General features: G+C 56.0%; 16 protein-coding genes. 8 read left to right on the top strand and 8 right to left on the bottom strand.

Going from position 1 to position 16,720, the window contains the following annotated elements; all coding sequences use genetic code 11:
* Positions 1-139: 139 nt before the first annotated feature.
* Positions 140-2,119, bottom strand: a complete 1,980-nt coding sequence (aprA, locus tag GN111_RS19870) for an adenylyl-sulfate reductase subunit alpha (RefSeq protein WP_155305421.1) — start codon at positions 2,117-2,119, stop codon at positions 140-142.
* A gap of 63 nt (positions 2,120-2,182) precedes the next feature.
* Positions 2,183-2,614, bottom strand: a complete 432-nt coding sequence (gene aprB / locus GN111_RS19865) for an adenylyl-sulfate reductase subunit beta (RefSeq protein WP_155305420.1) — start codon at positions 2,612-2,614, stop codon at positions 2,183-2,185.
* A 558-nt stretch (positions 2,615-3,172) separates the two neighbouring features.
* Between aprB and GN111_RS19860 the strand changes: the two genes are divergently transcribed.
* From GN111_RS19860 to GN111_RS19850, 3 genes are read left to right on the top strand one after another with little or no spacing between them, the layout of a single operon-like run.
* Positions 3,173-3,931 (top strand): YkgJ family cysteine cluster protein, encoded by a 759-nt coding sequence (locus GN111_RS19860; RefSeq protein ID WP_155305419.1) that lies wholly within the window; start codon positions 3,173-3,175, stop codon positions 3,929-3,931.
* Positions 3,928-4,743, top strand: a complete 816-nt coding sequence (locus GN111_RS19855; RefSeq protein WP_155305418.1) for an SDR family NAD(P)-dependent oxidoreductase — start codon at positions 3,928-3,930, stop codon at positions 4,741-4,743. The genes GN111_RS19860 and GN111_RS19855 overlap by 4 nt, the downstream gene beginning before the upstream one ends.
* A 4-nt stretch (positions 4,744-4,747) precedes the next feature.
* A complete protein-coding gene (locus tag GN111_RS19850; protein WP_155305417.1) occupies positions 4,748-5,671 on the top strand; it encodes a DMT family transporter in 924 nt (307 codons plus the stop codon).
* 28 nt (positions 5,672-5,699) lie between these two features.
* On the opposite strand, the gene GN111_RS19845 is transcribed toward GN111_RS19850, so the two are convergent.
* Entirely contained in the window at positions 5,700-6,608 is a 909-nt protein-coding gene (locus GN111_RS19845; RefSeq protein WP_155305416.1) for a hypothetical protein, read from the bottom strand.
* Positions 6,609-6,934: 326 nt separating this feature from the next.
* On the opposite strand from GN111_RS19845, the gene GN111_RS19840 reads away from it, so the two are divergent.
* The gene (locus tag GN111_RS19840; RefSeq protein WP_155305415.1) at positions 6,935-7,819 is read left to right on the top strand and encodes an exopolyphosphatase; all 885 of its coding nucleotides are present in this window, start codon (positions 6,935-6,937) and stop codon (positions 7,817-7,819) included.
* Between the two features lie 27 nt (positions 7,820-7,846).
* Positions 7,847-8,482, top strand: a complete 636-nt coding sequence (locus tag GN111_RS19835) for a TetR/AcrR family transcriptional regulator (RefSeq protein WP_269433790.1) — start codon at positions 7,847-7,849, stop codon at positions 8,480-8,482.
* A 149-nt stretch (positions 8,483-8,631) separates the two neighbouring features.
* On the opposite strand, the gene GN111_RS19830 is transcribed toward GN111_RS19835, so the two are convergent.
* The 4 genes from GN111_RS19830 to GN111_RS19815 all read right to left on the bottom strand — a co-directional run bounded on the left by GN111_RS19830 (position 8,632) and on the right by GN111_RS19815 (position 13,089).
* Entirely contained in the window at positions 8,632-9,429 is a 798-nt protein-coding gene (locus GN111_RS19830; RefSeq protein ID WP_155305413.1) for a sugar phosphate isomerase/epimerase family protein, read from the bottom strand.
* Between the two features lie 16 nt (positions 9,430-9,445).
* Complete coding sequence (locus GN111_RS19825; RefSeq protein ID WP_155305412.1) at positions 9,446-11,485, bottom strand: cache domain-containing protein; 2,040 nt, start codon at positions 11,483-11,485, stop codon at positions 9,446-9,448.
* Between the two features lie 71 nt (positions 11,486-11,556).
* On the bottom strand, positions 11,557-12,480 hold the full coding sequence (locus tag GN111_RS19820) for a DMT family transporter (protein WP_197740388.1): 924 nt from the start codon (positions 12,478-12,480) through the stop codon (positions 11,557-11,559).
* 84 nt (positions 12,481-12,564) lie between these two features.
* Positions 12,565-13,089 (bottom strand): cobalamin-dependent protein, encoded by a 525-nt coding sequence (locus GN111_RS19815; RefSeq protein WP_155305410.1) that lies wholly within the window; start codon positions 13,087-13,089, stop codon positions 12,565-12,567.
* 385 nt (positions 13,090-13,474) lie between these two features.
* Here GN111_RS19815 and GN111_RS19810 point away from each other — a divergent pair, with 385 nt between their 5' ends.
* From GN111_RS19810 to GN111_RS19800, 3 genes are all read left to right on the top strand, one after another.
* Positions 13,475-13,642, top strand: coding sequence for a hypothetical protein (locus GN111_RS19810; protein WP_155305409.1), 168 nt, complete (start codon positions 13,475-13,477; stop codon positions 13,640-13,642).
* Positions 13,643-13,910: 268 nt separating this feature from the next.
* Complete coding sequence (locus tag GN111_RS19805; RefSeq protein ID WP_155305408.1) at positions 13,911-14,507, top strand: TetR/AcrR family transcriptional regulator; 597 nt, start codon at positions 13,911-13,913, stop codon at positions 14,505-14,507.
* Between the two features lie 76 nt (positions 14,508-14,583).
* Positions 14,584-15,831, top strand: coding sequence for an aminotransferase-like domain-containing protein (locus GN111_RS19800; protein WP_155305407.1), 1,248 nt, complete (start codon positions 14,584-14,586; stop codon positions 15,829-15,831).
* Here the strand turns inward: GN111_RS19800 and GN111_RS19795 are convergent.
* A complete protein-coding gene (locus tag GN111_RS19795; protein WP_155305406.1) occupies positions 15,774-16,670 on the bottom strand; it encodes a hypothetical protein in 897 nt (298 codons plus the stop codon). The two genes, GN111_RS19800 and GN111_RS19795, sit on opposite strands and share 58 nt — an antisense overlap.
* Positions 16,671-16,720 lie beyond the last annotated feature (50 nt).

The following is a 16,720-nucleotide window of genomic DNA, read 5'->3' as shown; positions in this document are numbered from 1 at the left end:
ACGCCCCAAGGCTCGGTACTGTCCCAGATGGGTACTACCCGAACACAAACTGTACGGATTCATTAATAAAAACCTCCAGGTGCCATAAAGGCACCTGGAGGTGTAGTGCTATTCGACTAGAACAACCGTCGACATTCCATTAGTCCGGGATAATCTTGATGTAATCTTTCTTGAAGATATCCCACTCCTTCTTTTCCGGATCGTACTTGGAGTTGACGAAGCAGAACCAGTTTTCGTCATCCTGTCCCGGATAGTCGGACTGATAGTAGAAGCCCGGGTAGCGGGTTTCTTTACGGAACTGGATGTGACGCAGGTGAGATTCCACCGTCCAGATGCGGTGTTCGATTTCCCAGCATCTCATCAGTTCGTGCAGATCGCCGGCAGCCAGCTTTTCGCAGTCTTCGCGCATGGTGGCAAGCAGATCCATGACGATTTCCAGGCACTTGCTGGTGGTCTGATAGAAGGTGGCGGTTCCAGCACCGTACTCATGGGTGGCCTTCATCAGGCGGTACATCATCCCGTTGGGTTTCATGTAGTTGGGGTTGACGTCGATGGCGGTGGTGTAGTCGCAATGATCCAGGAAGGTACGGACCGGCTTGTAAACCAGGTCGACCAGCTCTTCCTTGGACTGTTTCAGGGTCGGGGTGAAATCGGCGAAGTCCGTTGCGTAACGCACCATCTGCTTGGCAGCGATACGACCCTCGGCATGGGAACCGGAGGAGAACTTGTGACCGGAGCCGCCCACGCCGTCGCCGGCGGTGAACAGACCCTCGACCGTGGTCATCTGTTTGTAGACCTTGCCGTTGCGGGCTTTGATCTTGTAGGCATCCGGGACCCAGTCGTAATCGGGGCCGGAGGTCCACAGACCGCAGCATCCGGAGTGGGAGCCCAGCAGGTAAGGCTCGGTGGGCATAACTTCGGAGTTTTTCTTCTCGGGTTCGCAGTCCTGAGCACACCACAGGTTGGCCTGGCCACAGGTCATATCCAGGAAGTCTTCCCAAGCTTCGGACTCGAGGTGCTTGAGTTCTTTCTTGTCCATGGTGGCGCCGAGTTCGGCCAATGCGGTAACAGTGTCCATCAGGATCGGACCGCGGCCTTCTTTCATCTCGAACAGCATCAGGTGGTTACGCAGACAGGTCGGCGTAATGGCGGCGGTGCCGTAGGGAGCGTATTTTTCCAGTTCAGCCTTGGCGGCGTCGCTGCCGGCAAATGCTTCGCCCAGACCGTTGAGGGTTTTGGCCTTGAACAGCAGGAACCATGCGCCGACCGGGCCGTAACCGTCTTTAAAACGGGCCGGGGTGAAACGGTTTTCCATCATGGTGAGCTCGGCACCGACCTTCATGGCCATGGTGTAGGTGGAGCCGGCGTTCCATACCGGATACCAGGCGCGGCCTTTACCTTCACCGACCGAACGGGGCTGGTAGATGTTCACCGCGCCGCCGCAGGCAACCATCATGGTTTTGCATTTGATGATATAGACTTTGTTCTCGCGGACGGAGAAACCAACGGCGCCGGCAATCTGATTCGGCACAGTGGCGTCCAGGAGCAGTTCGACGATAAAGCAGCGCTCGATAATGTTGTCTTCGCCCAGAGCCAGTTTGGCGGCTTCGGCGACGATACGTTTGTAGGACTCGCCGTTGATCATGATCTGCCATTTACCGGTACGAACCGGCTGAGCACCGGATTTCAGGGTACCCATGGCCTGACCTTTTTTACCGTCCATGTTCTTTCCGTCCTCGCTCTTTTTCCAGACGGGAAGTCCCCATTCTTCAAACAGGTAGACGGAGTCGTCGACATGGCAGCCCAGGTCGAAGATCAAGTCTTCGCGGACCAGGCCCATCAGGTCGTTGCGGACCATGCGCACGTAATCTTCTTTGGGGTTGTCGCCCACAAAGGTGTTGATGGCGGACAGACCCTGGGCAACGGCGCCGGAACGCTCCATGGCGGCCTTGTCGCACAGCAGTACGGTCTGGTCGTCTTTGAGCCATTTTTTAACTTCGAATGCGGTACCGCAGGCAGCCATACCACCGCCAACGATGAGGACATCAACTTCGCGCTCGTCAACTTCAGGATCCCGCACGGCCTTGAGTTCACCCACAGGTTTATTCGGTAATGCCATATTTTATCCTCCTGTAGAAATTCGATTGCTTAAAGTTAAATCAACTGAAAAGGTGGTGCCGAATTACATCTTCGGGGTCGGAATGGTGTAGCCGTCCGCTTCTTCGGTGGAGAGCAGACCGCTTTCGAGATCCTTGCCCTTGAGGTCGGCGTAGGCATTGGCCTGGCCTTCGGGGGTGGTCCGGATGGGGAACTTGAAGCGCTTGATGAGTCCATTTCTGAATTTACAGGTCCACATGACGTCTTCGGTACCCATCATGGGCATGATGGAGCTTCCCAGCGGTACAAAGTCGGCGTAGCCGCGTACTTCGATGGCCTGGGTGGGGCAGATTTTTACGCAGGAAAAGCACTCCCAGCACTGATCCGGTTCCTGGTTGTAGGCTTTCATGGCGTTGGGATCCAGCACCATCAGGTCATTGGGACAAATGTACATGCAAGCGGTTTTGTCGCCACCCTTGCAGCCGTCACATTTTTCCTGAATTACAAAACTTGGCATTTAATATACCTCCTACGGTTGGTTAAAAAGATTCACTCAACTGACTTCCGAAACTAGGGTCAACCTCCTGTTTCTTGCACCTCCCTTCCATGGATTCAGTGTCCGGGGGGTTTCGCCCCGGACGGTTACACTGCGTTAATCCTAAAAACACCCATACCCTGTAATTTCAAACACGTATTGCAGAGATGCCTTCAATGCACTGTGGCATTGGCTCGTTCTATTGGAATATTGTATAAATTCGGGAAGATAGTTATTGTCTAACACAAGGTAAGATCAATATCATCCAGCATATCCATTGTCAAGAAATTTCAGCAGCATAAAATACCATAAGATGCAGTACTTTATCTTGATCGGGACATGGGTCCATATATGGTTGACCCCTGTTTTTTCGGCACAATATATGGTGGGATTTTTCCAGCCTTCTCCGGGACGCGAACCGGGAAAATTTTACTTTTTTCGCGGATTCAAAAGCCGGGTCCAGGTTACGGTTGACATGCCCGCCCAACGTGCTACCACTGCCCCATCCGTATCGGAACCCGAATTTGCAGGAGCCAGATCATGCAAAACGTCATTTCAAAGCTGGAAAAGCATCAGACTTTTCGTTTTTCCTGTTCGCCGCAGGTTCCTTGTTTCAACGCCTGCTGCCGGGATCTTAACCAGGTCCTGACGCCCTATGACGTTCTGTGCCTCAAGCAGTATCTGAAGATGACGTCCACCGATTTTCTGAAAACCCATACCCGGGCCAGCGCCGGCCCCGGAACCGGTCTGCCGTTGGTCAGCCTGCGTTTCGGCGACGCACAGGATCTGGCCTGCCCCTTTGTCACGCCGGAAGGATGTCGTGTTTACCCGGCCCGGCCGGCCTCCTGCCGGACCTATCCACTGGCCCGGGGCGTCTCCCGCGACCGGAAAACGGGAGCGCTGACCGAACACTGGGCCTTGATTCGAGAGCCGCACTGCAAGGGCTTCGAGACGGGGCGGTCCACCACCGTCGACCAGTGGGTGGACGACCAGCAGATTGCCGCTCACAACCGCATGAACGACCGCATGCTGGAACTGATCGGACAGAAAAACCGTTTTCGCCCGGGAGTTCTGCCCCCATCCGAAGAAAAGCTCGTTTACACAGCCCTTTATGACCTGGATTCCTTCCGCGGCCAAATCGACGAGGCGGCTGCCGATATGCCTGTAGCCAGTTTTCCGGAACGGGATTTTTCCGACGATGTCGAATTGCTCCGCTTCGCCATGGACTGGGTCCGGCAAAAGGTGTTCGAAGTCAGCCCGTCGAGAGGGGAGCATCCCGGAAAAAAGGAGCGCCGATGACAACCCGCGACAAAACCGCCCTGGTGCTCGGGGGCATCAAAGGCATCGGCAAGGCCATCGGCCTGGACCTGCTCTCCCGCGGCATCCGGGTTGCGGCCACCTGGCATGACTGGCCGGAAAGCCTTGCGGCCATGCAGGGCGATTTCGCCGCTACCGGTACGGAACATTGGATCGAACGCATTGACCTGCTGGATACCGATGCCATTTTACGGCTGGTGGAAAAGGTCATAGACCGATTCGGACGGCTGGACATCCTGATCAACAACATCGAACGGGGAGGATGGCCGGTGGTCCATGGCGCTTATACACGAGAGCAATGGGACCTGGAGATGGCCACCACACTGCGGGCCAAGCAATGGGTGTTCGAAGCCGCCCTACCCCATCTCAAGGCATCCGGAGACGGCGCCGTGGTCAACCTTTCGTCCATTGCCGGCATCGTCGGCCGCAGCGGCCCGGCCAGCTACCTGTTCAACGAAGGCTATGCGACCGCGAACCGCGGCATCTCTCTGCTCACGGAAACCTGGGCCCGATTGGGCGCTCCGAAGGTGCGGGTCAACGAACTGATGATCGGGGTGGTCGAAACCCGCCACGGCATGCATACACGGGGGTGGGGGCTGCTGACCGAAAAACAGCGCCAGGCCATTGTAGATCACACCCTTGTCGGCCGAATCGGACGGGTGGACGACGTTGTCCGGGCGGTGCGATTTCTTCTGGACGAAGCCCCCTTCATGACGGGCAGCGTCGTGCGCTTGGACGGCGGTTATTGCCTGGGCGGCGAGGCTATCGCCCCCATGCCCGAGGGAGTGGTCTGATCCGATGAAAACCTACGCCGCCCTGGTGGCCACCATGGTTTTCTGGGGCCTCTCCTTTGTGGCCACAAAGGTAGCGCTTGAAAGCGTGCCTACGTTCACGCTGGTCTTCATCCGTTTTTCGCTGGCGGCCCTGTTTTTTCTGGTTATCCGGCAGGGCCGCAAATGGCCGGCCTTTCATGGCAGAGATCGCCTGAAAATGGCACTGCTGGCCCTGTTCGAGCCAGGGCTGTATTTCATTTTCGAAACCATCGGTCTCCAGTACACGACCGCTCCCAAGACAGCGCTGATCATCGCCACCGTTCCCCTGGTCGTGCTTCTGTTGAGTGCGGTGATGCTCGGCGAACGCACCAATCGCATCGTTGCCATCGGCATCGGACTCTCTTTTTGCGGGATCGCGCTGCTGGTGGTCGGAGATCCGGAGTTCGGGTTGACCCTCGAAGGTTCGCTGCTGGGGGATTTGCTGATTGGCGGCGCCGTGGTTTCGGCAGCCCTGTACATGGTTTTTGCCCGCGATCTGGGGCGCAGCTATTCGTCTCTTGAAATCACGTTTGTTCAAATCGTTTACGGCGCAGCTTTTTACAGCCTGTTTTTTCTATGGGAACTGCCTTCCATCGAATGGACGGCCATCACCCTGAAATCCGCACTGGCCGTCGGTTACCTGACCGTGTTTGCCACGGTGGGGGCCTTTTTATGCTACAATTTCGCCCTCTCCCAGGTGCCGGCTTCGAAAGCAGCCGTGTTTGTCAATGGCATTCCGGTGGTAACCGCCATTGGTGCATGGGTGCTGCTGGACGAAAGACTCACCCCCATCCAGGCCGGTGGTGGCGCGCTGGTCCTGGCCGCGGTTTTTCTGACCAATCTGCCTGCCCGCAAACGCGGTTCCAGTAAAGGCCGCCGGGCCGGTCATTGCTCGCCAGTGCAGAAATGAGAGCCCGTCGGGTTCAGGCAACCACCCTTCAATCGTATTTCGACCGCACCCTTTCCACGATCCGTTGACGCCGCAGCCATTTTCTGGGGTCATCCTCGGCCCTTTTGAGAATGTCGGCCAAATAGGCCTGCTGGTTGTCCATGGCCTTTTGGTAAAGATCGGCATCGATTTCCCATCGGGTTTTGAAATGGTGAATCATGAAGCGGTTGACGGATGAGAGCTGGTTTTCGAAACGGTCCGCCATCCGGGCGTAAAAATCCCGGGACTGGACCAGCAGCTCGACTTCGCCGTCAAACAGGTGGATGCGGGCCTCGTCCAGTTCGTGGAAGAGAAAAAGCAGTTTTTCCAGATAGGTGCGGTCGGCCATCTGTGCCATGATATCAGCGGTTGCCAGCATTTTGGCGATCCACTCGGTGTTTTTGTCGGCAAAGGTCAGCGAGTCAGGGTCGCAGGTGATATCCGTACAGCGAACCATGGCCGTGCAGGCTTCGACTTCGCCAGCCTGCAAGCCGAACACCGTGCGATGCCGGCGGATGAAGTCCATGCTCCGTTTGACGTGGCAGGCGGTGTACTTGGCGCCGCTGCCCTCCCTGTCTTCCCTGGACTGAAGGTATCCCGTATCGTGCAGCAGGGCGGCGATCAGCCCCTGGTAAACCTGGCGTGGAGAAAACCCGATTCCTGTTTCCGTCGCACCATGGAGCAGCCGGATCATGGCCAGAAAGCAGTCCGTGACATGCTTCAGGTCGTGGTAATCGGTGCTGCAGGCCCGCATCTCACACCATTTTCCACAGTAAAGCGAGACGGTCTCGCCGAATGCGGAGCGAATGCCCGAAGGGTCGATTTGGCCAAAGAAGCGGTCGAGGATATAGGATGCCTCGGCCCAAACCGCTTGTGGGGATTCCATTTTAACCAGGTTCGCCAATTGGACTTCAGCCATGTCCGGGCCACACCTCCTTTCGACACCGATCCTCCGTCCGGCAACCGGACTGCAGCCGGAAGCGGCGGTGGGAAACGCTATCCGATGCATCGAATAAACTGTTTTTGATTTCACGAATTCAGGCAAACTTCAAGCGTAAATTCCATTGGGAAAAGATCCCTCGGGAGTCGGGTGCGTCGAGGCGGACTATTGCGATCCCGTGGAATTGCTGATACATGTGAACGCAGCGCACGCAAACGGCTTTCGATTCTGCTAAAGCATGCGCCCGTTTTTCAGGAAAGGGAGATGCGCATGGAAATCGAGCGACTGCAAGAGGAACCAACAGGATGAGAGTGGTAACCCGACCCGATTTTGACGGCGTGGTCTGTGCCGCCCTTCTGATGGATGCACTTCAGATCGATGCTTCGATTTTATGGGTCCAGCCCAGCGATATGCAGCACCGGCGGGTTGAGATCCAAGAGGGCGACGTGATCGCCAACCTGCCCTATCACCAAATTTGCTCCCTGTGGTTCGATCACCATTATTCCAACCAGCCGGAGGGGCCGGTAAAAGGGGCTTTTAAAATCGCACCTTCGGCGGCCGGAGTTGTCTATGACTACTACCGGGACCGCCTGAATCGGGACTATGCAGAATTGATTCGCCAGACCGACCGCATCGACTCGGCCGATCTTACCGTGGACGAAATCCTGCGTCCGGAGAAATATCCCTACGTTCTTCTTTCGATGACCATTTCCAACCGCGAACCTTCGGAAGCGCTTTATTGGGATCGCCTGGTGAGCCTGCTGCGAACCCAACCCATGGACCGGATCATGGAAGACGGGATGGTCAAATCGCGCTGCCGGCAGGTGGTGGCGGAAAACAGCGTCTATGAAAAAGCCCTGTTGGCCCATACCACGATGGTCGAACATGTTTCCGTAACCGATTTTCGGGATCTCGAACCGGCACCCAACGGCAACCGCTTTCTGGTCTACTCGCTGTTCCCCGATTGCACGGTGAACGTTAAGATTCTCCATGACAAAGATCGCCTGGCCAGCATCAAGGTGGGGCATTCCATTTTGAATCGCGGGTGCAAGGTAAACGTGGGCAAAATGCTTTCCGCCTTCGAAGGCGGAGGACACCCCGGCGCCGGTGCCTGCCGGTTTCCACGGGAAAAGGCGTCGGACTACCTGCAGCGCATCCTGAAGATCCTGTTGCGCAACGATCCCGTATAAAAGCTGCTGTGCCTATCCGGAGGACAAGTGCCTGCCAACAAACAACGCCCCTACCATCACGGAGACCTTCGCCGATCGTTGATCCGGGCAGGGACGAAAATGATTGAAGAAAAAGGGCTGGACGGATTGAGCCTGCGCGAGGTGGCCCGGGCCGCCGGAGTCAGCCATACGGCGCCCTACAGGCATTTCCGGGATAAAGCCGATTTGATTGCGGCGATCGCCCAGAAAGGATTCGAGCAGCTTACCGCCGATGCCACCGCTGCCGCCGGCTGCCATGCAAAAAATCCGCATGAGCAGTTTGTAGCCGCCTCCGTGCAATACATTCTTTTCGGAGTCAGGCAGCCCCGCATGGCCCACCTGCTGTTCGGTGGAGTCATCAATATGAAAACCGCACCGCGGTCTCTCAAGGCGGCTTCCTGGGCCGCCTTTCAACTGGTGGAAACCATCATCGACAGCGGCAAGGAATCCGGCGTTTTCAGGGATCGCGACACCATGGAGCTGGCGGTGGCTACCTGGTCCGGCATCCATGGCCTGGCCCAGTTGATCTCCGGCGGCTACCTGACCCGTCTGGCCGCCACTGAACGGCAGGTGGAGACCCTGGGGAAAATGGTGTGCGAGCTGCTGCTGAGCGGCATTCTCAAACCGGAGCAAGGCAGCGGATAAACCTTCCAACCGAATTTTACCGATCCCCCTGCTTTTCAGACGACTCCGTAAGAAGCCCGAGATCAAGGCTTGCGAATCCTGAGGAAGGAGGCGTACCTGAACGTACTCCGCACTGACGAGGGATACGCGTAACGCCGATATCGGGCTTCTTACGGAGTCGTCAGCAATGCTTCGATTCGCTCGCGGCTTTTAACCAGCATCCTCCGGTCGGCATCGAACACTTCCAGGGTGATCGTGTCGTCGTAGCCCAGCGCTTTTATCCGGTCCACCAGTACCGCGAATTTGACGGTGCCCTGCCCCACGGCCAGGTGGTCGTCCCGTTTGCCCCGGTTGTCGCTGAGATGAAAATGACCGATGCGGCGGCCGAAACGATCCAAAAATCCTTTCAGCCGTTTCCCGCGCCGGTCGTCAATGTTGGCGTGGCCGGTATCCAGGGTCAGCATCAGGCCGGGAAACCGCTGCAGCCATTTTTCGAAATCGTCCAGCTCCACCCCGATCCCGTTGAAAGGAAACATGTTTTCCAAACACAAGGTCAGATCCAGCGTTTCGGCCAGGCTGACCATTTCCGATAAAAAATCCATGGCGTAGCCGTGCACCGTATCCAGAACAAAGGCGCCCATGCCGCGGGCCATGGAGGGGTGCAGAACGATCTTTCGGGCTTCCAGGTCGGCGGCCACCTCCATGGAGCGGCGCATTTCCGTAATGGACGCCTGCCGGATGCTTTCCGTGAGATCGGCCGTCGAAACGAAGGTAGGCAGGTGGCAGACCAGGCCCATTTTGTTGTCCTGCAGGGATTTCACGATGGCCGCCCGGTTGGCTGAAATGGTGCTGTGGTGGGCCATGGGCGGATCCATGGCCAGTTCAAGATAATCGAAACCCAAACGGGCGAAGACTTCGATCTCCTGCAATACGGGCGTAACCGGAAAATTCATGGCACCGAAATGCATATAGGATCCCCTTGAGTTAAGTTGAGAGGCTGTTCGCCGGCAATCGAATGGTAAACGCCGCCCCCCGATCCGGGCGGTTGCGCACCTCGATCGTTCCGTTGTGTCCTTCGATGATGCGGTGGCAGATGGACAGACCGACGCCCATGCCCATGGTCTTTTTGCTGGTAAAAAAGGCATCGAAGACGCGGGACATATCTTCGGCGCTGATGCCGATGCCGGTATCCGTGAATTGGACCACCACCTGGCTGCCGCTCGTCAGTGCCCTGATGGTAATTCGGCGATCCGCATAGGTCGGATCCGCGTTCAACGACTCCACGCTGTTGGTGATCAGGTTCATGAAAACCTGGCTCAACTCCTGCGGCGAACCCATAATCACCGGCAGATCGGATGGCAGATCCAGCTCGAGCCGGACGTCGTTATCCTTGAGGTATCCCTTTACCAGCGCCGCAGTCTGGGCGATCACCTCATGGATATGCATCGGCTGGTTTTTCTCCTTGCCCGGCCGGTTCAAGTCCAGAAGGTTCCGGACGGTTTTGCTGATGCTCGTAAACGCTCCCTGGATCAACTCCAGATTCTCTGCCAGTTGATTGTCCCCACCAAATTCCCGCCGCATGACGTTCAGCAGGGATGTCACCCCCTGGAGGGGTGAATTGATTTCGTGGGCAATGGAAGCGGCCAGTTGTCCGGTGGCCGCCAGACGTTCGGACTGAAGCAAGCGCGCTTCACTCTCCCGAAGGATGTTTTCGGTCTGTTCCTGTTTGCGAATTTCGTTTTCCAAGCGAAGGTTGATTTTCACCAGGGCATTGGTCCGCCTGCGAACGCGAGCCTCCAAAGCATCGCGCGCTTCTTTCAACTGCATTTCATAGGTTTTGCGTTCAATGGCCATGGCCACCTGGTCGGAAACGGAGACGAACACACCGACATCGGTTTCATCGAAATGATGGGGGTCGGTGTAGCTTTGGGTGACCATGACGCCGATCACTTCGTTTTTTATTTTCAGCGGTACGCCGAGCCACAGGGCCGCCGGGGTTCCCACCGGCGGTTCTCCCTGGCTGGCGGCCCATTCGAGAATCCCTTCCCGGCTAGATAAAACGGTTTCTGCCGTCCGGATGACCTTGGCCGTCAGGGAACCTGAGCGGTGGATGTTTCCGATCATCGGATAGATTTTATCCACTTCATCGCGATAATAGGGGAAGGAGATCGCATCCGTTTTTCGATCGTACAGGGCGATAAAAAAGTTGGAGACATCGATGATTTCCCCCAAGGAAAGATGAATGGAGCGGTACAGGGCGTCGAGATCGAAGGTGGTATTGGTCGCGTTTGAAATTTGGATAAGCACCCGATTGATGCCTTCCGCCCGCTGACGCTGACGATCAATGGCCGATGCCTGTTGATAGACGTATAAGCAGAATACCGTGGAGACGATCAGCACAGCCAGCAGAAGCGCAAAGAGCTGCCGGGTTAAAAAAGAAACCTCGGCGTGCACATCATCCACATAGAGCCCGGTTCCCAGCATCCATCCCCATGGTTCGTAGCCCTTTACATACGACAGCTTGGGCCCGATCCGTGATGGATCGTCCGGCCATTGCCATTGGTAGTCGATAAAGCCCTCGCCGGACGCCTTGACGAGATCGATTGACTTGGTAAACGCACGGCTTGTCGATGCATCGGGATGTTCCGCCAACCGCCGACCGACCCAATCCGGCTGGTAAGGATGCATGAGCACGACGGTTTCAAGATCGCTGATCCAACAATAATCATTTCCTTCGGCTCCGAAGCGAAAGGTTTTCACCGTCGACAGGGCCATGGATCGGGCTGAATCGGCCGTCATCTCTCCGCTGTCGGCCTTCTGGCGATAACTGTCCAGCAGGTGCCAGACTGCGTTGCCCATGCTGCGCAACATTTGCCGTCTCTGCTCCATCATTTTGTTTTCCACCAGAGGAAGAACGACAAAATAGGAAAAATAGATAAAAAGGAGGAACATCAGCGCCGCGGGGATCAGAACTTTAAAGGAGAGCGCCAGTTCGGAGCGTTTGCCTGCCGGAGGGGGTTGCATCGTAGCCTCGTCCGGAATCGGGTGGTGAAAGATGACTTCAAGTCTGGTTGCGTACCGTCTTTACGAATATCTCACAACCCGCGGCCCAGGGGAAAGGTAAAACTTGGCTTTTTCGGGTTGATATGAACGATTAAAATGCCGGCGGCAATGAAAATCATGGCGACCAGGAGATTGGGAGTGATGGGCTCGTCGAGCACGATGCCGCTGAGCACCACCCCGGCAATGGGCATGATAAAAACAAAGGCGTGCAAGGTGGACGCCCCGTATCGTTTCAGCATGGTGCTCCAGGCCACAAAACCGAAGGCCGCAGTAACCAGGCCCTGATAGGCATAGGCACCCAGGACGACCGGATTCAGGTCGAAAAACATCCGCTGGTCCCACAGGCAACCGGCCGAAAAAAAGACCGGCACCGAAACGATCATGGGATAAAGCACCAGATGAAACGGTTCGTAAGCATTGATGACGCTCTTGGTATAGACCACGTTACATGACCAGATTACCACGGCTGCCAGGACAATAGGATCTCCGACCCGAATCGAATCGGAAAAACGCTCAGCACCGGAGAACAGCACCGTCACCCCAGCGAAACCAAGCAGGATGCCCACAAATTTTTTCCAGGTGATTCGCTCCCCGGGGATGAAATAGTGGGAGAGAAACAGCACGAAAAAAGGAAGCAGGTTGGCGATCAGCACTCCCCGGGAGGCTTCGGTTCGTTCCAGTCCCAGATAGAACAGGCTAAGCTGCAGCGTGAACGCTACCGCTATGACCAGCAGTTGGAATGCCTGTCCCGGCTGAATGCGAAAGCGGCGGCCGGTGATACGGGCCCAGCCGGCGATCGCCACGGCCGCCAGGGCGAATCGGCATCCGGCGGTGGTCAAGGGCCCCATGCCGGTCAATGTCAGTTTGATGGCAACGGCATTGGCCCCGAAGAGAATGGTGAGAAAGGCGATAAAGAGCCCGGGCAGCAGACTCATCTGTGATTGGTTCGAAGCCATCGGCATCGTCTCGGGTGGATCGGTTTTTCGGAAATGCGACTTTTTACGCGTTCATCAAAAATAGGCGTTCATCCAAACGGACCGTCAATGAGCGTCTACCGCGTCGCTCAGCATGAGTCGCAGAAACGCCGCCACATTTTTGGCCGCATAATGGGTGCCGGTACGGTCGGCAAAGTCGGGATCTCCCGTAAAGGCCGGTCCGCCGGCAACGATGCGGGTTTTTTGCGGCAATTGCGCAGCAATTGTCGTCAGCTCCTCCTCGGTATCGAAATGGAGGATGGTCATTCCCAGAAAATCGGGTTCTTCGTCCAGACAGGCATCGACAACGGCCGCTGCCGGTTGCAGCAACCCCAGGCAGACCAATCGCATGCCGATGGCGTCGGCAAATTTTTCGATGATTTCCAGTCCCTGTCCCAAACCGTCGTCCAGGGTCGCGGTAACCATGCAGGGCGGTTTCTCCCAAAGTCCTTGAATTTGCATTTGTTTCCGGAAATTGCGCAGTCGGGCGGCGGATTCTTCCAGAACCTGGCGAGACGGGAGCCCGTCTGCCAGCCAGCCATCGGCTGTTTCGCGAACGGCATCCCGAAATATTTTGTATCCGTCATTCATGACAGTATTGATCCGGACGTAGCGCTGTTGCAAAGGATGTCAATGGTTGATCCAAGGAATTCGGCGATTTCCAGAACGCCGAAGGCCAACGAAATACCACTCACATAACTGTCAGTCAAACGCTGTTTGGCCAAAGGGATAGCCCCTTCTCGGAATCTCAAATCGAATACAGAAGGTATTACATTCTTTTCCCTTTTTTCCGTAAACACTCCCCTATATTTCTCAACTGAATGGGATTGGCTTCGGCGAAGGCATACCGGCAGATGAAATTTTAACCTTTAAAAACAATTGGTTCAATCTCGGAAAAGATTTTGGCAACAAAATTGCTGTAATTGTGAATGATTGACAATCGACCACCAATTAACCCAGGAAAAGGAGAAGTTGCATGATCGATTTTATTCTTGCCGCTATGAGCGCCGCACTGTTGGCATTTCTAACCTGCTTTATCCTCTCTTTTATCACCCTCAGCCTGATTGCCGGTGCCGTTCATCTGGCTGGCCTGGTGCGGGGCAGCCTTTTCCGACCGCATTTTGGCCGCCAACAGACCGCGTGATTGAACCGCCTCCGTTCAACATCAGGGCCACCATTGATGATCTCGTAAGAAGTCCCAGGCTCGTCATGCCGGACTTGATCCGGCATCCAGAATGTAGTGGAATGACCGAATTCCGGCATGCGCAGGGATGACACCAACCTACGAATTCCTACTTTTTACAAGCCAGTCACCCTTTACCGCGCCTTTATAGAGGCTCAATTCCATGTTGACTTTTTAGGTTCGAAAAAATAAAAAGGACCGGTTGGTTTTTTACAAGGGAGATGCAACCATGTCGGTCAAGGGCGAATTGACGCGTAAAAACATCATTGAAAAATCTCTCCAACTTTTTTCCGTCAAGGGATATTTCAACACCTCCATCAGCGACATCCTCCAGGCGACCGGCCTGACCAAGGGGGGGCTGTACTGCCATTTCAAAAGCAAAGAGGATGTCTGGCGGGCGGTATACGACGATGCGGTTCAGATCTGGAAAGCGGCGGTCTTCAACAACCTGAATTCCGCTGTCGACCCGCTCGAACGCATCCAGCGAACCATCGAGAATGTGCTGTTGGACTATCTAGGCAAAGACGTGTTTGACGGGGGATGCTTTTTCGTCAACATGCTGGTAGAGATGACCGGGCAGTCGGACCGCATGGGCCGTCACATCCTCAAAGGCTTTGTCGGTTTCTCGAAGCTGTTTCAGTCCTGGTTGGCGGAAGCGGAGCGCAGCGACATTCTCAAACCGGGTTTGGACCATCGGGAGATTTCCAATTTCATCGTCATCACCTTGAACGGTGCCGCAACCTTGTACATGTCCAGCCGAGACAAGGCCGTCCTCGAGCAGACCAACGACCAGCTGCGGTTTTATATTCAGCAACTGAGAAAATGATCCGGTGAACAATGAACAGTGATCTGTGGGCATAAAAAATAACGACCGGTTTTTATTAATCAGGGAGAAAACAGACATGCTTGCCGAAAATCTGCTGGCCGGACGCACCCGCAACATGGGGGCCAGTGCTATCCGCGAAATCCTCAAGGTCGTGTCCCGGCCGGGAACGATCTCTTTGGCCGGCGGCATCCCCGCCCCCCGGAGCTTTCCCATGGCTATCATCGAGAAAATCACGGAAGCTGTTTTGCAAAAATTCGGTTCCGAAGCCTTTCAGTATGGTCTTACGGAGGGGTTTCCACCCCTGCGCGAGGCCTTGGCGGCCTATCTGGAAACCAAGGGCATCGTCGCCACGCCTGAGCAGATCCTGATCTCCACCGGTTCGCAGGGCGTATTGGACGGCCTGGGGAAAATCCTCATCAGTCCCGGCGACCGTGTGGCCCTGGAAGCCCCCACCTATCTCGGAGCCCTGCAGGCATTTACCCCCTACGAACCCCGCTACGTCCAAATCGATACCGATGACCAGGGCATGCTACCCGATGCCTTGGACGCGGCCCTTGCCCGGCACTCCGTCAAGTTCATCTACATGGTACCCAATTTCCAAAACCCTACCGGGCGCACCCTGCCAATGAAGCGGCGCCTGGCCGTAGCCGAAATCATTCAGCGCCACGGCACCCTTCTGGTGGAAGACGATCCCTACGGCGATTTACGCTATGGGGGCGCGTTGATAGCACCCATCAAGACATTGGCCCCGGAGCATGTCGTTTACGTCTCGACACTGTCCAAAGTTTTTGCCCCGGGCCTGCGCATGGGGTTTTGCCTGGCCCCGGACCTGGTGCGCCACTGGCTGGTACTGGCCAAACAAGGGGTGGACCTGCACACCAGCACCTTCGATCAGGCCCTGGCCGCCGAGTATCTTTCCGGCGGTCACCTGGCCCGTCACCTGCCCAAAATCATCGAATTGTACCGTCCCCGGCAGCAGGCCATGCTGGTTGCCATGGAACGCTTCTTTCCGCATTCGTTCTCCTGGACCCGCCCGGACGGCGGCATGTTCGTGTGGGTGCAGGGCCCCATGGGGTTGGACATGGAAGCGGTCAATCGCACAGCCGTGGACAGGGGAACCGCTTTTGTTCCCGGAACCTTCTTTTTCGCCCATCCGGGGGAGGGAAAAGAGACGCTGCGGCTTAACTACACCATGGCTGACGAAGCCACCCTCACCCGGGCGATCGAAATCCTGGGGGAGGTGTTTGATGAGGCGCTGACTGGTTTTCAGAAAGGGATGTCCTCCGCATTCAGATCTTCGTCGATGGTTTCGGCGAGATGCTGAATCACGGCGCCCTTGGCCCCGGACTGAAAGATCGTATGCAGTTCATACAGGGCGTCGAAACCCTGATCGTAGGTATTCATATGAAAATCCTGGGCAAGCAGGGAAAAGCGCTCCATATCGGTTTCCCGAATGCAGGCGTCTTTGTAAAAATGAATCAACTCGCCCAGCATGCTGTCAAACTCGCTGAAGTACGAGAGGTCATCCAGAAGATCCAGATCTGTGGGATTGGCGGACAGGCCCGCCAACAGAATCGCCTTCAGGTTGACATTGGCCTGTTTGAAGTACTTTCTGATCAGCGGCAAATTGGGGGTTTGCGTATAGCGTTCTTGCATGTAGGCCTCGATCACCTGCCGGGTGACCGGACCACCGCACTCTAAAAAGTGGATCAGGTGGCGCTGGTTTTCCGTTTCCGGCACCGCCTGGCGTTCCTCATTGGCCTCTTCTTCGTACAACAGGTCGTATTCGTCATCCTGCCAGACAAACCCGACCTCTTCCAGCCGTTGCCGATAATCCTGGGGATAATTTTTTAAAATATCGGCAACTTGGGCAACACGATCTTCCGGATCGTCGCTGTCCACCAGAAAGGCATCGCAGGCTTCCCGGATTTCCGGATCGCCGTCGGGTTCGGCCGATCCGGTAATGCAGGTGAAACAGCCGTATCCTGCAACCGCCGATCCCGCCACCCAAAGCGGCCGGCCGCAGGCGCAGCGGACTCCCTGGCGAAAGGCGGCGAGGGCATCTTCAACGGCGGCCCGAAGGGTGTCTCCGTCGGTATCTTTATGGTTGCGCAGGTATTGGGCAACGAATTGATCCACTCGGACGGGGGTAAAACCGGACATTAAAACTCCTTATATCCATTTACCGGTTGCTCATCGGACCGGGCCTGACG

Source organism: Desulfosarcina widdelii (assembly GCF_009688965.1).
Classification (GTDB): domain Bacteria; phylum Desulfobacterota; class Desulfobacteria; order Desulfobacterales; family Desulfosarcinaceae; genus Desulfosarcina; species Desulfosarcina widdelii.
Note: the sequence above shows the minus strand (reverse complement) of the source record. Positions and strands in the feature narration are given on the sequence as shown.

Coding starts and splice junctions, on each gene's coding strand:
- GN111_RS19825 (WP_155305412.1), bottom strand. CDS start 11,485: ATGCAACCCCCTCCGGCAGGCAAACGCTCCGAACTGGCGCTCTCCTTT.
- GN111_RS19830 (WP_155305413.1), bottom strand. CDS start 9,429: ATGCATTTCGGTGCCATGAATTTTCCGGTTACGCCCGTATTGCAGGAG.
- GN111_RS19845 (WP_155305416.1), bottom strand. CDS start 6,608: ATGGCTGAAGTCCAATTGGCGAACCTGGTTAAAATGGAATCCCCACAA.
- GN111_RS19840 (WP_155305415.1), top strand. CDS start 6,935: ATGAGAGTGGTAACCCGACCCGATTTTGACGGCGTGGTCTGTGCCGCC.
- GN111_RS19815 (WP_155305410.1), bottom strand. CDS start 13,089: ATGAATGACGGATACAAAATATTTCGGGATGCCGTTCGCGAAACAGCC.
- GN111_RS19810 (WP_155305409.1), top strand. CDS start 13,475: ATGATCGATTTTATTCTTGCCGCTATGAGCGCCGCACTGTTGGCATTT.
- aprA (WP_155305421.1), bottom strand. CDS start 2,119: ATGGCATTACCGAATAAACCTGTGGGTGAACTCAAGGCCGTGCGGGAT.
- aprB (WP_155305420.1), bottom strand. CDS start 2,614: ATGCCAAGTTTTGTAATTCAGGAAAAATGTGACGGCTGCAAGGGTGGC.
- GN111_RS19795 (WP_155305406.1), bottom strand. CDS start 16,670: ATGTCCGGTTTTACCCCCGTCCGAGTGGATCAATTCGTTGCCCAATAC.
- GN111_RS19800 (WP_155305407.1), top strand. CDS start 14,584: ATGCTTGCCGAAAATCTGCTGGCCGGACGCACCCGCAACATGGGGGCC.
- GN111_RS19820 (WP_197740388.1), bottom strand. CDS start 12,480: ATGGCTTCGAACCAATCACAGATGAGTCTGCTGCCCGGGCTCTTTATC.
- GN111_RS19855 (WP_155305418.1), top strand. CDS start 3,928: ATGACAACCCGCGACAAAACCGCCCTGGTGCTCGGGGGCATCAAAGGC.
- GN111_RS19850 (WP_155305417.1), top strand. CDS start 4,748: ATGAAAACCTACGCCGCCCTGGTGGCCACCATGGTTTTCTGGGGCCTC.
- GN111_RS19860 (WP_155305419.1), top strand. CDS start 3,173: ATGCAAAACGTCATTTCAAAGCTGGAAAAGCATCAGACTTTTCGTTTT.
- GN111_RS19805 (WP_155305408.1), top strand. CDS start 13,911: ATGTCGGTCAAGGGCGAATTGACGCGTAAAAACATCATTGAAAAATCT.